This is a genomic window from Thiomicrorhabdus hydrogeniphila (assembly GCF_054656895.1).
Map to the genome: position 1 here is coordinate 2,047,135 of NZ_BAAHXL010000001.1, position 16,329 is coordinate 2,063,463.

Below are 16,329 nucleotides of genomic sequence, written 5' to 3' on the forward strand. Positions count from 1 at the left end.
CGTTTTTATTTATATTGTTACTGGTAAACTCAATTACCTGTATTTTTAAGCTACGACTTTACTGCTACCGTATTGCACAGGCGGTTTTACACCATCGACATATTCAATTATTTCATATGAATCTGGCTGAGATAATAATGATCGTAATAATTGATTATTTAAAGCATGTCCCGATTTATGAGCAGTAAATTGACCGACAATTGGATGACCGAGCATATATAAATCACCTACGGCATCTAAGATTTTATGACGAACAAATTCATCTTTGTCTCTTAAACCTTCTGTATTCATCACGCCTTGTTCATCTAAACCTATGGCATTTTTTAAACTAGCCCCTAACCCTAAGTTTTGCGCTCTTAACATTTCCATGTCTTTCATAAAACCAAACGTTCTAGCGCGACTGACTTCTTTAAAATAAGCCGTAGAAGAAAATTCTAAAGTCATTTTTTCAGCTGTTTGTTGAAAAGCTGGGTGCTCAAAATCAATCGAAAAGTTTAATCGATAACCTTCATAAGGTTTAAATTCAGCAGAACCACCCTTATTATTTTCTACACGAATAGGTTTTAAAATTCTTACAAATTTCTTAGGTACATCCTGAATTTCAATACCAGCAGATTGTAGTAAAAAGATAAAGTGAGAAGAACTACCATCCATGATCGGCACTTCATCAGAAGAAATATCAATATACACATTATCTACACCCACTCCCGCAAGTGCTGACATAAGGTGTTCGATAGTGGCTATTTTGAGTTTTTTACCCTCTATTGAGCGCACAATAGTTGTACATAAAGTGGTCTCTCCAACTATTTCAGGTGACACTCTAAACTCTATAACAGGTGAACAATCAATACGTCTAAAAACAATACCTGTATTAACAGGCGCTGGACGTAAGGTCATAACTGATTCATGACCGGTGTGTAGACCAATACCTTTGGCTTTAATTTTGTTGGCTAATGTTCTTTGATTCAATGGAAACTCATTCTTTAAATTTTATTTTATATTTTGGCTTAGTGAACAAAGATTGCACATATGTACATTCACTAATATTTATAGCCAACTGATATCTGTAATGAATGCCCGCATTTTACCATACAAAACACACTACAAATTAGACCTAAATCTACTTATTCTTAGCGTAAATTAACCTTAAAAACTTTTACTAAACCAGGTTTTCATGCGCTCATATATTGTACCGGCATCTGCAAAACTTGATTTCTCAGCCACCTCTGAAACACCTGCGCCTAAATGATCTCTTGCATGCATTAATAAACCAACGGTTGTGGCATAAGAGGGACTATTAACTTCATCTTTAAGTCCATGAACACCTTGTGGATAACCGAGTCTTACAGGCATATGAAAAACTTCTTCAGCTAATTCAACAGCACCTTCAACTAAAGAGCTACCACCTGTTAAAACAATACCTGCTGCCAATGCTTCTTCAAATCCTGCACTGCGAAGTTCCGCCTGAATTAATTGAAACAATTCTTCATAGCGCGGTTCAATAACTTCAACTAAGGTACGACGTGATAAGCAACGAGCTGGACGATCTCCCACACTAGCCACTTCAATTTCTTCATCTTTATCAATCAACTGAGGTAAGGCACATGCGTATTTACGTTTAATTTCTTCGGCTGCTTGCGTTGGTGTACGTAACGCCACAGCAATATCATTTGTGACTTGATCACCTGCCACAGAAATAACCGCCGTGTGGCGAATAGCACCATTATGAAATACAGCAATATCAGTGGTACCTCCTCCAATATCAACTAAGCAAACACCTAGCTCTTTTTCATCTTCAGAAAGTACCGCTTCACTAGAAGCTAATTGTTCAAGAATAATGTCTGCCACACCTAAATTACAACGTTCTACGCATTTAGTAATATTTTGTGCCGCACTAACTGAACCCGTAACCATATGAACTTTGGCTTCTAAACGAACGCCTGACATGCCAATTGGCTCACGAATTCCACCTTGATTATCAATAATGTATTCTTGTGAAAGTATGTGTAAAACGCGTTGATCGCCAGGTATAGCTATTGTTTGAGCCGCATCCATAACACGTTCAATATCATCATGTTGAACATCTTGATTGCGGATAGCAACCATACCGTTAGAGTTAAAGCTTTTAATGTGGCTTCCAGCAATACCAACATACACCGATTCAACTTCGTAGCCTGACATACGTTCAGCTTCATCAATTGCGCGCTGAATCGATTCAACAGTAGAATCGATATTAACCACAACACCTTTTTTTAATCCTCTTGATGGGTGAGTCCCCATTCCAATGACTTCTATTTCACCATCAGCTTTAATTTTACCGATTATGGCAGCAATTTTAGAAGTACCAATATCTAAACCTACTACGGTATTTGAGGAGTGTTGTTTTCGCGCCATGCTATGCTTTACCTTTTATTTTCACACTATCAAACTTTAAATTTTCCAAGAAATTAATGATCTATTTTTTGGCAATAATAAAACCATTACTATAGCGTAAATCATAAATTCTTGCTGATTTTCTCATATCCAAATCTAGCTTTGGATAGGCTTTAATAAATCGCTGTAACTTATGTTCATAATTCAATGAATCTAAAACGACCGATGGACCATTTAAGAATGAGATGTGCCAGACTTTATCTGGTGATAACTCTAATGACTTAATGGTTAAATCCAATTCTTTAAACTGATTTTGTAAGCTAATAAAATAGCGTAACACCTTCTCTGATTCATCTAAAGAGCCATTTAATTTAACGAGGTTTTTAAAGCCATCAATAGATTGGGGGAAAAATACTTCACCAGAACGATTTACTAGGCCTGAATCTCCCCAACGTGCAACAGGCGTTTGTTCTTTAATTGAAATATACAGCAAATTCGGCCATTCACGCTTTACTTGGGATGATTTAATCCAATCTAAATGCGTTAAATCGGCCTGAATTTTATTGAGTGGAATATCCCAAAAAGAACTGCCTAAATATGGCTTAATCGTTTTATCTATTTCTGTTTGAGTCACTTGTTGTATTGGTGTAAGCAACTCATAGCTTTCTATAGGTTGATAAAAAGGTGAGTTTTTTTGAGTAGACAACCAACCTACCAGGCCTAGTAAAATCAAAGCCAAAATAAGTGTTGCTATTTGCATACTGCGTTTTACATTAAACAAAATTTATATACTCAACATTTAGGCAACATTAGATAATCATTAGACATAGTAAAAAGAACCCTTTTTAATGTCTTAATCAGGTTATTATTTTAAGGTGGTTTTTAAAATCTCAAGCACCAGTTGTTCAAAACTTATACCGGCTACTTTAGCGGCCATTGGAACCAAGCTATGGTCAGTCATTCCTGGAACAGAGTTTAATTCAATCAACCAAGGTTGGTCATCGTCATCTAACATTAAATCTACTCGCCCCCAACCTTTAGAACCTAGCACATGAAAGGCTTGTAATATCAGTTCTTGAATATCTTTTTCTGTTTCCGAATCTAAACCACAAGGGCAAATATATTGTGTATCATTCGCTTTATATTTGGCATCAAAATCGTAAAAATCGTGTGTTGTTTTGAGTTCAATAAGAGGTAAAGCCTCATTATTTAACACGGCACCTGTATATTCACGTCCTGTAATCCATTGTTCAATCAAGACTTCCGAGTCAAATTCACGTGCGTAGTTAACGGCTTCTAACAAATTGGCTTTGTCATAGACTTTACGCATTCCAATACTAGACCCTTCATGGCTTGGTTTTACAATAACAGGAAAAGGTAAATCAAATTCTTCGATGTCTAACGGCATAATATCAGAAACCCAAATAAATCCAGGTGTAGGCAAACCTGCACCCAACCACATCCATTTAGTTCTTAATTTATCCATTGCAACGGCAGATGACGCCATACCACTTCCTGTGTAAGGCAATTCTAAATCATCTAAAATAGCTTGTACTACGCCATCTTCACCCCAACGGCCATGCAAAGCGATAAAAGCTCGGTCATATTCTTTAGCGATACGTTGTAAGTCCTGAAGATTGGTGACATCTTCAGAAACGGCTTGAATACCTTGATCAATAAAAGCTTGAGTTACTGCAGTACCGCTACGTAAGGACACTTCTCGTTCAGCGGCATTCCCCCCCATTAGAACAGCAACTTTTCCAAAATTCATTACGCGTGCCCCTCTATACTTTGCCAATTTTTAGAAACTTGCCCTACATCACCTGCACCCATAACCAGTAACACATCATCATTTTGCAGAACGTCTTTAGCAATTTCATCTAACTGCTCTAGACTATCGGCATAAAAACCATGCCCACCTCTAAGCCTTAAAGCTTGTAACAACGCTTTTGAATCGAACATAGGTAAAGGTGTTTCACCTGCGGCATAGACTTCTAATAAAATAACTAAATCTGGTCCCATTAATGCCTGTACAAAATCATCAAACAGATCGCGGGTTCGGGTATAACGATGTGGCTGAAAGACCAACACCAATCTTTTTTCTGTAAACGCTTCTTTAGCCGTAGAAATCGTAGCTTCTAATTCAGTTGGGTGATGCCCATAATCATCTACTAACGTGACCGTATGCTCACCAATAATTCGGTTTGGATACACTTCAAAACGTCTGCCAACGCCTTCAAATAAAGTTAAGGCTTGCTGAATAGCTTCAACCGTAACGTCAAGTTCTAAGGCAATACCAATTGCAGCAAGGGCATTTAATACGTTATGTTTTCCTGGCGCATTTAGGGTCACGTCAAAACTTAATTCACGTCCAACCAGTACTTGAAACTGCATTTGTAAACCATGCGCACTCACATTAATGGCTCTAATATCCGCATTTTCAGAAAAACCATATGTCATGATTTTACGTGACAGTTTAGGCAGAATCTTTTGTATATTCTCATCATCAATACACATAATAGCGATACCGTAAAACGGTAAACGATGAATAAATTCAATAAAAGTATTTTCTAAATTTTGATAATCACCTTGGTAGGTTTCCATGTGGTCTTCATCAATATTGGTGACCACGGACATCATAGGTGAAAGATGTAAAAAAGAAGCGTCAGACTCATCGGCCTCTGCCAATAAATATTGACTAGAACCCAAACGTGCATTGGAATCAATTTGGTTTAACTTGCCGCCAATAACAAAAGTTGGATCAATACCGCCTTGAGTTAATACTGAGGCAGCTAAACTGGTTGTTGTCGTTTTACCATGTGTACCTGCAATAGCAATACCAAAACGCATACGCATTAACTCAGCTAACATTTCTGCACGGGGAATAACGGGGATTCTAGCTGATTTAGCCCAATCAACTTCCGCATTACCTGCCCTAATTGCTGTAGATACAACCACCACATCGGTGTTTTTAACATGGTTAGCTTCATGCCCTAATTGAATCAAAGCACCTAAAGATTCCAATCTAGCAACCGTTGGATTGTGCTTTAAATCAGAGCCAGACACGATATAGCCCAGGTTTAAACAAACCTCGGCTATGCCTGCCATACCTACTCCACCAATACCTACAAAATGTATCTGCCTTACTTGTTCTTTCATTGCTTTGTTAACTTCATCGTTTAAATTTTGGATATGTGCAATATCATACAATGATTTACGTAAAGTAAGGCTAATTTCTAGCGCAAAAAGAGTGGTTTTTTAATACTTTCTTCACCCTTTAAAAACAGTAAACAACCAAGCTATTGAATCCTCTAATCAATTAGTATTCGAATTCAAGGGCTATTAAAACGAAATAAAGTAAATTTAGTTAAGATTTTGTGATGATGTGAAGGGAACTATGTAAGCGATATTATGTAGAGTAATATTATGTAAAGTAATATTACATAACAGAATGTAATTATAAGTTTAAAAACAAAAGGCATTAATACCAAACTAACACGCCTTAAAAGGGAATAAACTCGTTGAGTTAAAGAATATTAAGAGGTTTACAAATTACCAGGCCTGGTAATTTGTAAACCAATAAGAAATCAGTGCATTAAAATACCGCGTACAAACGGATTTAAAGACCAATTACAACAGCATTTCTTTGGCATCAATAATAGATTCAACCAAACGATCAATATCATCAAAATTATTGTAAGCGCCAAAAGAAGCTCGAATGGTGGCGGGTACATTGTAATGTTGCATTACAGGCATCGCACAGTGATGGCTTGCTCTTACTGCAATACCATCTTGATCCATTAGCGTCGCCATATCATGCGGATGAACACCATCTATAATAAAAGAAACGACGCCGCCCTTATGCTCAGCTTGCCCAATAATACGCAAGCCTTCAATTTCAGAGAGTTTTTCTGTGGCGTAGGCTAATAACTCGGCTTCATGCTGTGCAAGGTTATCTAAACCAACTTCATTTAAAAAGTCTATGGCGGCTGCAAGACCAATTGCTCCAGAAATATGCGGTGTACCGGCTTCAAATTTATAAGGCAATATATTGTATTCAGTCTTATCAAAAGTAACAGAATAAATCATATCCCCACCACCTTGGTAAGGAGGCATCGCTTCTAATAATGCTTCTTTGGCATACAAAACACCAATACCCGTTGGGCCATACATTTTGTGACCCGATAAAGCATAAAAATCACAATCTAAATCTTGTACATCTACCGCCATATGCGGTGTCGCTTGAGCGCCGTCCACCATAATTTTTGCGCCAACCGAATGGGCGATTTCTGCCATTTCTTTAACCGGATTTATTGTGCCTAACGCATTAGACATGTGCGTTACTGAAACAAGCTTAGTTTTGTCAGACACTAAACTTTTTAAGGCATTCATGCACACTTCACCTTTTTGGTTCATGCGCAAAACAATCAAACGTATACCAATACGATCTCTTAATAACTGCCAAGGCACAATGTTTGAATGATGCTCCATCTCTGTCACAATGACTTCATCACCCTCTTTAAGGTTTTCTAGCACCCAACTTTGCGCCACTAGGTTAATGGCCTCGGTTGTACCTCTAACAAATACGATTTCTTTGGTGCTTTTGGCGTTTAAAAATTTTCTAACCGTTTCACGTGCGGCTTCATATTTTTCGGTGGCACGCTCACTTAAGCCATACACCCCACGGTGTACATTGGCATTTTCTTCACGGTAATATTTATCTAAAGCTTCAATCACCCTTAAAGGTTTTTGTGATGTAGCACCACTGTCTAAATAAACCAAAGAGTGACCATTTTCAACGACATTGAGTATTGGAAATTGAGCTCTTACTTTTGCAAAGTCCACGGTATTTGTTGACATACTTATTCCGTTAATTATTCACTCCTTTAAGAGTGAACCAAGTGAATGAATCTAATGAATTTACAGACGCTTTATTGGAAACGACTATTGAACCTTTAGTAGACTAGCTGATAAACGCTCGGTTACCCAATGACGAATATTAAGGTTACTAATGCCTTCTGCGGGTTCTAATAAAAAGGCATGCGTTATCATTTTAATGGCATCGGCACGGTGAATACCGCGCGCCTGCAAATAGAAAATTTGATTTTTATCAATTTGCCCAGAAGCCGCACCATGCGAACATTTAACATCATCAGCATAAATTTCTAATTGCGGTTTGGTATCCATTTTTGCGGTATCAGACAACAATAAATTTTTATTATCCATCTGACCATCGGTTTTTTGAGCTTTTTGATCTACCTTAATCATACCGTTAAAGACACCAATCGCATGATCAGCCAAAACATATTTATGCAGCTGCTGACTTAACCCCCAAACATCATTATGTTGAGTGTCACTACGAGAATCAACTACTTGATTATCTTTAGCCAAACACGCACTATTTTGGTTGTTTTCAATATGTTCGCCATTCATATAAATATGGTTTTGATGGCGAGATAATTGCGAACCTAAACCAGCGTAGAAAGTATTAAAATTACTATTATCCGCTTGGTAAATAAACTGATTATTAAAATAGAAGGCCTGGTCATTTTGCTCTTGCATTAAGACTTGTTTACAACGTGCCTGCTTATCTAAATGAATTTCTGTTACCACATTAGTACAAGCCGTTTGTTCAGTGTCTTCACTTAAACTAACAAAACGTTCAATAATGGTAAGCTCTGCATTTTCAGCCAGCTCAATACGGTTGCGTACATTGCTCATTTGATTAGCACGAGTCTGAACATTTAATACAAAAAATGGCGTTTCTAAATAGGCATTTGCGGCTAACTGCAAATAAAAACCATCTGCTAATAACAAGCTGTTTAACACACCAAAAGGTTCATCAAAAATAGCGGATTGATTTTCAAAAATGACAGAAGAGTCACCAGAAAGTTGCTCGACATCTCTAAACGATTCAAAAATCACACCATTAGGTAAAGACGTTAAATCATCCGATAAAGACTCGCTAAACCAACCATCCACAAATACCACCATAGAAACGGCAAAACTTGGTCTTAATGCGCTGATTTGCTCACGACTTACCGTATTGGCATCTTGCATTTGAAATTGATTTTGCACAAAGTTCGTTAAACGAGTGTATTGCCAGTTTTCATCACGTTGTGTTGGAAAACCTTGCAACGCAATGTGCTCTTGGGCTTGTTTACGAACTTTTTTAAAAGCCGCACTTTGGCAATTGGCATTTAGCAACTCAGACTGAGCGATATAATGCTCAACCGCTTTTTTGGCTACGGGAGAGATTTTTCTTTGCATTTAGATATCCGCTATTGTCTTAGTTAGATTGATTTTGCTGAATGATGTCATCATAACCATTCTCTTCAAGCTCATGAACTAATTCAAAGCCGCCTGATTTTACAATTTTTCCGTCATATAAAACATGAACGTGATCTGGCTTAATATAATCAAGCAAACGCTGGTAATGCGTTACAACAATAAAACTTCTGTCTTTAGAACGTAAAGCATTTACCCCATTAGCAACCACTCGTAAGGCATCAATATCTAATCCCGAATCGGTTTCATCTAAAATACAAAGCTTTGGTTCTAAAAGCGCCATTTGAAAAATGTCATTACGCTTCTTCTCACCACCCGAAAAACCAACATTAACCGAACGCTCTAGTAAATCAGCACGCATGTCTAACAGTTCAATTTTTGCCTTAGCAAATTCGTCAAAGTCAAACATATCAAGAGCGGGTAAACCACGTTCTTCACGAATGGCATTTAAAGCGGTTTGCATAAATAGTTTATTACTAACGCCTGGAATTTCTACTGGGTATTGAAACGCCAAAAAGATTCCTTTACGAGCACGGTCTGCTGGATCAAGTTCAAGTAAATCTTCACCATCAAACTCAGCGCTACCGCCAGTGACTTCGTAATCATCTCTACCAGACAATACATTTGCTAAAGTACTTTTACCCGCACCGTTTGGCCCCATTATGGCGTGAACTTCACCAGGTTTAACTTCAAGATTTAATCCTTTAAGGATTTGTTTTTCATCAATTTCTGCTTGTAGGTTTTCTACTTTTAATAACATGGCATCAATACTTTTTTTATTAATTCTTTTATGTTTAGTCAATATTGGGTTTTGCGTTTGCAACTTAACCAACAGACCCTTCTAAACTAATTGCTAACAACTCTTCCGCTTCTTGCGCAAACTCAAGTGGTAACTCACTAAATACCTCTTTACAGAAACCATTCACAATCATAGAGATTGCATCTTGCTCACTGATTCCACGCTGTTTACAGTAAAACAACTGATCTTCACCAATACGTGATGTTGTTGCTTCGTGCTCAATTTGAGCGGTTGGGTTTTCTACTTCAATATACGGAAAAGTATGAGCACCACACTTATCACCAATTAACATAGAATCGCATTGGGTAAAGTTTCTTGCCCCTTCTGCCGTAGGTAAAATTTTAACTAAACCACGGTAGGTATTGTTACTTTTACCTGCTGATAACCCTTTAGAAATAATGGTACTACGTGTGTTTTTACCAATATGAATCATTTTGGTACCCGTATCGGCTTGCTGTCTGCGATTGGTTAAGGCCACAGAGTAAAATTCACCGATAGAGTTATCCCCTTTTAAAATACAACTTGGGTATTTCCAGGTAATCGCCGATCCTGTTTCAGCTTGTGTCCATGATAGTTTTGAATTTTTACCTTCACAAATACCACGTTTAGTTACAAAATTTAAGATTCCCCCTTGGCAATCATCATCACCAGGGTACCAGTTTTGTACGGTTGAATATTTAACCTCTGCCTCTTCATGGACAATAACTTCTACCACTGCAGCATGTAATTGATAGGTATCGCGCACAGGGGCAGAACAACCCTCTAAGTAACTAACATAACTGCCTTTTTCGGCCACTAAAATAGTTCGTTCAAACTGCCCTGTTTTGGCTTCGTTAATACGGAAGTAGGTCGATAAATCAATCGGGCAACGTACGCCTTCTGGAATGTAAACAAACGTTCCATCAGAAGCAACCGCCGAGTTTAAAGCGGCAAAATAGTTGTCATGATATGGAACCACACTACCAATATATTTTTGTACTAACTCTGGATAATCCTGCACCGCTTCTGAGAAAGAACAAAAAATAATGCCTAATTCAGCTAAATCTTCTCTTTTGGTCGTTGAAACCGAAATAGAATCAAAGATGGCATCCACCGCTACATTAGAATTATCACCTGTAATTGGTACGCCTAATTCTGCAAAGGCTTTTGCTACTTCTGGATCAATTTCATTATTTTCTTCTTCTGTAGCACAGGTACCCGCACATGAACCGCATTCTGGTGCAGAATAATAACTGTACTCTTGATAATCCAGAGGGGTATATTCAAGTTTTGCCCAATGCGGTTCTTCTAAAGTTTCCCAATAGGAAAATGCTTTTAAGCGAAAATCTAGCATCCACTCTGGTTCATTCTTTTTGGCGGAAATTGCGCGCACGACATCTTCGTTTAATCCCTTAGCAAAGGTATTTACATTGGTCGTAGTTACAAAACCCTCTTTATAGTGCTGATTTTTAGATAGAAGAGCATTTATCTCTTCATAATCACTTTCATCTGCTCTATTTTGAGGCTGTAATTCGGTTATTTTTTCTGCATTAGCCATCATTCTAAATCGCCTAGTTTTAATATCAGAGTATTTTAGTGGGTTATTTACCAAAAGTCCATGCCTAGCCCAAATTTTACATCACTAACTGCAAGGTATTTAGGTAATATATTTTGGTGAATGGAAAGGGTTTTAAACTTTACAGGCTTGTATTAATTCAGCTAACCAATTTTGATTAATTTCTGTACCGCACACGGTAATTTTTCCAACCTTAAAGTCTCGCCCTAAATGACTTTTTTGATCATCATTAAAAGTGTTGTCCGCAGCAAAGGTGTCCCAACGATATGGCGTGCCTTCGATCTGCACTAAATTTTGATACTCAAAGGTATTTATCACTCCTGTTACCCGAGTAATATTGGCTTGTAGATTTTGTCTGGCATTATCGAGCACCATTAACAAATGCTCAAGCATCACTCGTTCAACATAAAATTCAAAACATTGTATCTCCGCAAGTGGTGGCCATTGGGTGTTTTTAGTCGGCTGATTTGAACCTGTAGATTCTTCAATAATTGGATTATTTTGTTTTTCAAAACCTTTAAATTCATTAGGTAAATTTTGGTTTAGAAGCCTAACAACAGGAAGTCGTTTTAATGGAGAGTTCTGAGTGAGCCATTGATTCCACCAGGCCTGGTCATTTAATGAGCTGTTTTCAGTAAAACTAAACACAACACCATCAGCTAAATTAAGCAATCGTTGCAAAATCTGTTGTGGCCATTGATGCGCGTGATTGAGCAATACTGAACGTATATCAATCACGCAATACACCAAATATTGATTATTCAATATAGGCAAATGATTTAAATCATGCCATTCATATATACCAGGCCTGGTAAATTCAATCTGTTGGTTATCACGTTTTATAGCCGTTTTATCCAACACACTACAAGCAAATTGATTTTGCAACGCATTTGCTAATTGGCTTTTACCCGCGCCTGGTAAACCAACTAGCACTATATTTTGTGATTGCATCTTCATCAATTTAAGAATGGACTCTTTGCTTTATCTAAAAACCAACGACTTACTTAGAAATAGACTTTGGCTGAGATAAACAGTTATAAAACTGATTAGACAACTGAGTTAAAAACTCGTCATATGGCATAAAATCCAAATTGTGTTTTTGTTGATACGCCTTTGAAACCAAGCCTATAGGATCAAGACTACCGACTTTAACCTCCAAACCTTTTGTTACAGCTAATACACGTTTTTCAGGAAACTGCGGCTCTTTAAAAACACAACGTACGCCACCCTGCTTAATTTTATTACGCAATAAAGCCACACGTTTTAAACTCGGAGAAATGGTTGGGTTTAACTGAATTGAGCCTACACCGTTTAAATTGTATCGGTTTGTAAAATACTGAAAAGCATCATGCAATACCATAAAAGGCACTTCTTTTACTGGCGATAACTGACTCTGTATTTGCAGATCAACCGAAACAAGTTCTAACAGCCACGCATCTGTTTTTTGTTGAATCTCTTTAGCTTGTTGTGGTTTCAGTTTTTGAAGTTGACTTGAAACGGCTTTAATCAAATTCTGGGCGTTATTAAAAGACATCCAAATATGTCCATCCATTTGATTCATATTGGCATGCTCGTCATGATCATGCTCTTCGTGATCTTCATGCTCTTCATTTTCATCGCCATGTTTATGATTTTTTCGTTCCCACAAACCGCCTTGACGAATAGGTAATTGCTGCACATCAGGCAACGATAAAATAGAAATAACAGGAGCTTTACTGTTTTCTAGTGGTTTTTCCATCCAATGATCCACTGGAGACCCTGCCCATAAAACCAAATCACTTTGCTGTATGGTCTTTATGTTTGATGGCTTAAGCTGAAAGCCATGTGGACTGGCTCCAGGCTTTAAAATAACATCAATATGATCATCATCAGACAATAGAGGTGCAATCATTCCGGCAATAGGAGGTATTGATACTGTAATATTAATTGCATTGGCTACCGAAGAAAACCCCATTGCAAAAAACATACCGCTAGCCAAAATAGTATGATGTAAAAACGATTCTTTTCTGACTTTACGCTGTAAACTCGATAAAATATTCACTATATTTCTATTCCTTGCTTAATTAAGCTAACCTAATTCTATTAGCTTAAATACTTTAAACTATTTACTAAACGGCTAATACTTAGTTAATATTAACCACTTACTTTTATTTTGTAATATATATTTGTTAATCAAAGGCTTTTGCTATCGTGCAATCATCACAATCCTCGCAACCACTGATTCAGGCAACTAATGTCTATCATCAGTTCAATTCTACCCAAGTACTGCAACAGATTTCATTACAAATATTTCCAAAGCAGATTGTGACCCTAATTGGGCCTAATGGTGCGGGTAAATCAACTCTGCTTAAGATTTTACTTGGTTTAATTACCCCCACTCAAGGCACGATAACTCGTCAACAGAATTTGCATATAGGTTTTATGCCACAAAAAATTCAAATTGACCCTACCTTACCGATGACTGTTGAACGCTTTTTACAACTTGGCTTACCAAACAGCAATCTTTTTAAAAAACTATTTAGCCGTCAATCTAGCGCTGAACATTTTACCACATTGATGGATAAAACCACCTCGGATCTTGATATTACCGACTTATTAAAAAAACCGATTCAAAAAGTGTCGGGCGGTGAAATGCAACGCATTTTATTAGCCAGAGCCTTAATAAGAAAACCTGACTTATTAGTTTTAGATGAGCCCGTTCAAGGTGTTGACTTACAAGGACAAACTGAAATATATGACTACATTAATAAAATTCGCCACGAGTATGGATGTGGCATATTAATGGTAAGCCATGATTTACATATTGTTATGAAACATACTGATGAAGTGCTGTGCTTAAACCAGCATATGTGCTGTACTGGCCACCCACTGAGCGTCAGTAAATCAACTGAATTTAAAGCTTTATTTGGTGATTTATCTGACAGCTTAGCAATTTATGAGCACCATCATGACGGTTCCTGTAGTCAAACGCACGGTCATACACACAATCACGCCCCAGAAGATTCAACTAAAAATATAAAAAACAAGGGAGCTAACTCATGAATTGGCTGCCTGACTTTATGCTTTACGCCTTAATTGGTGGAATGGGTTTAGCCATTATTTCTGCGCCTTTAGGGGTGTTTATGGTATGGCAAAGACAATCGTATTTTGGCGCAACACTAGCGCATTCAGCACTCTTAGGAATTAGCATTGGCCTTTTTTTACAAATAGACTTAACTCTAAGTGTCATTATTGTGTCTATGATTGTGGCGGCAATGATTTTTTGGCTAAACCATTTTAATCAACTCTCTTCAGACACCTTACTGGGGATATTGGCGCACAGTAGTTTGGCTTTTGGATTAATTTTAATTAGCTTACAAGACAATATTCAAGTTGATTTAATGTCCTATTTATTTGGTGATATTTTAAGTATTAACGCCGTCGACTTAAGCCTAATTTTATTAACCAGTATTTTAATACTGCTATTTTATGCGCAACACTGGCAATCATTATTAAACGTTACCCTCAATCCAGAACTGGCTCAGGTTGAAGGTGTAAATGTTAAACGTGTACAATTACTGTTTATTTTACTCTTAGCCTTTATGATTGCTTTATCAATGAAAATAGTCGGTGTTTTATTGGTAACGTCATTACTGATTATTCCTGCTGCTGCGGCCAGACGCTTATCTAGTTCACCTGAACAAATGCTGGGTTATAGTATTTTAATTGGTTGTTTATCCATTTTGTCAGGCCTGGTACTCTCCTACCAAGTTGACTTACCAACAGGCCCAAGCATTGTTACCACAGCCACAATTATATTTGTATTATTACTGCTCAAACCGCAACCTAATCAATAATTTATAGATATAAAAAAAGGGCTTAATAAAGCCCTTTTTTACTACTCTATGCATTTACATTTTAAACTCTTTGCAAAGTCACAAAATCAAAAGCATATTGGTGACGTTCATCTGCATCGTGATGCTCTCTGGCCACTTCTTTCCATTGCATTTGAGTCCAGTCTGGAAAAAACGTATCACCGTCAATATTAGCCTCAATTTGTGTAAGATATAAGGTATCCGCCTTAACTAACATCTCTTTGTAAAGCTGACCACCCCCCATAATAATCACCTCTTCAGCATTCGATAATTCTGCCAAAGCATCATCAACAGAACTAAAAACGCTTGCCCCTGGTGCATTAAAACCGGCTTGGCGACTAATCACAAAATTAGGGCGATTAGGTAACGGTCTTGAACCAATGGATTCAAATGTTTTTCTGCCCATAATCACAGGTTTACCGGTTGTTACCGATTTAAAAAACTTTAAATCATCAGGTAAATGCCAAGGCATATCATTGTCTAAACCAATTACTCGGTTATTTGCCATAGCGGCAATCATGGCAATCTTCATACTGATACCGAAGCCTTTATATGTGGGTGCGATTCATAATCGACAATTTCAAAATCATCAAATTTATAATCAAAAATAGTGTCTGGTTTACGTTTAATAACCAATTTAGGTAATGCATAAGGAGTACGCGTTATTTGCTCTTTAGCTTGATCCATGGTGTTATTGTACAAATGCACATCACCGCCAGTCCATACAAAATCACCAACGTCATACCCTGTTTGCTGAGCAATCATGTGTACTAATAAAGCGTAACTTGCAATATTGAAAGGTACGCCTAAAAACGTGTCTGCACTGCGTTGATATAATTGGCAAGAAAGCTTGCCATTAGCGACATAAAATTGAAAAAACGCATGGCAAGTTGCTAAAGCCATTTGCCCATTTTCTACATTTTGTTGTGGGCTAATTGATTCATCTGGTAAGTCTGCCGGATTCCATGCCGTCACAATCATACGGCGACTATTCGGGTTATTTTTTAAGGTTTCTACCACCTCAGCAATCTGATTAATAGTTTCGCCATTTGGTTTTTGCCAAGCGACCCACTGTTTACCATATAAAGGCCCTAAATCTCCCGATTCAGTTGCCCAAGCATCCCAAATACTTACGCCATTATCTTTTAGGTATTGAATATTGGTATCGCCCGTTAAAAACCACAATAACTCATGCACAATAGAACGTATATGCAGTTTTTTAGTGGTCACTAACGGAAACCCTTTTTGCAAATCAAAACGCATTTGGTAACCAAATACCGAACGTGTACCCGTACCTGTTCTATCGCCTTTGTCGGTTCCGTTTTCTAATATATGGGTTAATAATTCTAAATACTGTTTCATAATGATACGCTTTGTTTGTTAATGACTTAATAAGGCTAAAATAGTTTAAGGGGGATTAATATGAATAAATGCATTTTACCAGGCCTGGTAAAAACATT

General features: G+C 37.4%; 15 protein-coding genes. 2 read left to right on the forward strand and 13 right to left on the reverse strand.

From position 1 onward, the window contains the following. Positions 1-45: 45 nt before the first annotated feature. From lpxC to ACYQ0E_RS09350, 11 genes are all read right to left on the reverse strand, one after another. A complete protein-coding gene (gene lpxC / locus ACYQ0E_RS09300; RefSeq protein ID WP_460187952.1) occupies positions 46-969 on the reverse strand; it encodes a UDP-3-O-acyl-N-acetylglucosamine deacetylase in 924 nt (307 codons plus the stop codon). A gap of 177 nt (positions 970-1,146) precedes the next feature. After that, positions 1,147-2,394, reverse strand: a complete 1,248-nt coding sequence (gene ftsA / locus ACYQ0E_RS09305; protein WP_460187953.1) for a cell division protein FtsA — start codon at positions 2,392-2,394, stop codon at positions 1,147-1,149. A 61-nt stretch (positions 2,395-2,455) separates the two neighbouring features. Next, the gene (locus ACYQ0E_RS09310; protein ID WP_460187954.1) at positions 2,456-3,133 is read right to left on the reverse strand and encodes a cell division protein FtsQ/DivIB; all 678 of its coding nucleotides are present in this window, start codon (positions 3,131-3,133) and stop codon (positions 2,456-2,458) included. Between the two features lie 105 nt (positions 3,134-3,238). Next, the gene (locus ACYQ0E_RS09315) at positions 3,239-4,144 is read right to left on the reverse strand and encodes a D-alanine--D-alanine ligase (RefSeq protein WP_460187955.1); all 906 of its coding nucleotides are present in this window, start codon (positions 4,142-4,144) and stop codon (positions 3,239-3,241) included. Next, positions 4,144-5,532, reverse strand: coding sequence for a UDP-N-acetylmuramate--L-alanine ligase (murC, locus tag ACYQ0E_RS09320; RefSeq protein ID WP_460187956.1), 1,389 nt, complete (start codon positions 5,530-5,532; stop codon positions 4,144-4,146). The genes ACYQ0E_RS09315 and murC overlap by 1 nt, the downstream gene beginning before the upstream one ends. Before the next feature lie 471 nt (positions 5,533-6,003). Next, complete coding sequence (locus tag ACYQ0E_RS09325) at positions 6,004-7,233, reverse strand: aminotransferase class V-fold PLP-dependent enzyme (RefSeq protein WP_460187957.1); 1,230 nt, start codon at positions 7,231-7,233, stop codon at positions 6,004-6,006. An 84-nt stretch (positions 7,234-7,317) separates the two neighbouring features. Beyond that, entirely contained in the window at positions 7,318-8,643 is a 1,326-nt protein-coding gene (gene sufD, locus ACYQ0E_RS09330; protein WP_460187958.1) for a Fe-S cluster assembly protein SufD, read from the reverse strand. 19 nt (positions 8,644-8,662) lie between these two features. Further along, complete coding sequence (gene sufC, locus ACYQ0E_RS09335; RefSeq protein ID WP_460188710.1) at positions 8,663-9,421, reverse strand: Fe-S cluster assembly ATPase SufC; 759 nt, start codon at positions 9,419-9,421, stop codon at positions 8,663-8,665. Between the two features lie 64 nt (positions 9,422-9,485). Further along, on the reverse strand, positions 9,486-10,997 hold the full coding sequence (gene sufB, locus ACYQ0E_RS09340) for a Fe-S cluster assembly protein SufB (protein WP_460188711.1): 1,512 nt from the start codon (positions 10,995-10,997) through the stop codon (positions 9,486-9,488). Between the two features lie 132 nt (positions 10,998-11,129). Next, a complete protein-coding gene (locus ACYQ0E_RS09345; RefSeq protein WP_460187959.1) occupies positions 11,130-11,966 on the reverse strand; it encodes a GTPase in 837 nt (278 codons plus the stop codon). A 49-nt stretch (positions 11,967-12,015) separates the two neighbouring features. Then, entirely contained in the window at positions 12,016-13,056 is a 1,041-nt protein-coding gene (locus tag ACYQ0E_RS09350; RefSeq protein WP_460187960.1) for a zinc ABC transporter substrate-binding protein, read from the reverse strand. A 149-nt stretch (positions 13,057-13,205) separates the two neighbouring features. Between ACYQ0E_RS09350 and ACYQ0E_RS09355 the strand changes: the two genes are divergently transcribed. Together ACYQ0E_RS09355 and ACYQ0E_RS09360 are read left to right on the forward strand one after the other, a co-directional pair. Further along, positions 13,206-14,057, forward strand: a complete 852-nt coding sequence (locus ACYQ0E_RS09355; RefSeq protein WP_460187961.1) for an ATP-binding cassette domain-containing protein — start codon at positions 13,206-13,208, stop codon at positions 14,055-14,057. Further along, the gene (locus ACYQ0E_RS09360; RefSeq protein WP_460187962.1) at positions 14,054-14,851 is read left to right on the forward strand and encodes an iron chelate uptake ABC transporter family permease subunit; all 798 of its coding nucleotides are present in this window, start codon (positions 14,054-14,056) and stop codon (positions 14,849-14,851) included. The genes ACYQ0E_RS09355 and ACYQ0E_RS09360 overlap by 4 nt, the downstream gene beginning before the upstream one ends. 61 nt (positions 14,852-14,912) lie before the next feature. On the opposite strand, the gene folA is transcribed toward ACYQ0E_RS09360, so the two are convergent. Beyond that, entirely contained in the window at positions 14,913-15,401 is a 489-nt protein-coding gene (folA, locus tag ACYQ0E_RS09365; protein WP_460187963.1) for a type 3 dihydrofolate reductase, read from the reverse strand. Continuing rightward, positions 15,398-16,231: a thymidylate synthase gene (locus ACYQ0E_RS09370; RefSeq protein WP_460187964.1), complete on the reverse strand. Its 834-nt coding sequence runs from the start codon at positions 16,229-16,231 to the stop codon at positions 15,398-15,400. The genes folA and ACYQ0E_RS09370 overlap by 4 nt, the downstream gene beginning before the upstream one ends. Positions 16,232-16,329: the final 98 nt, after the last annotated feature.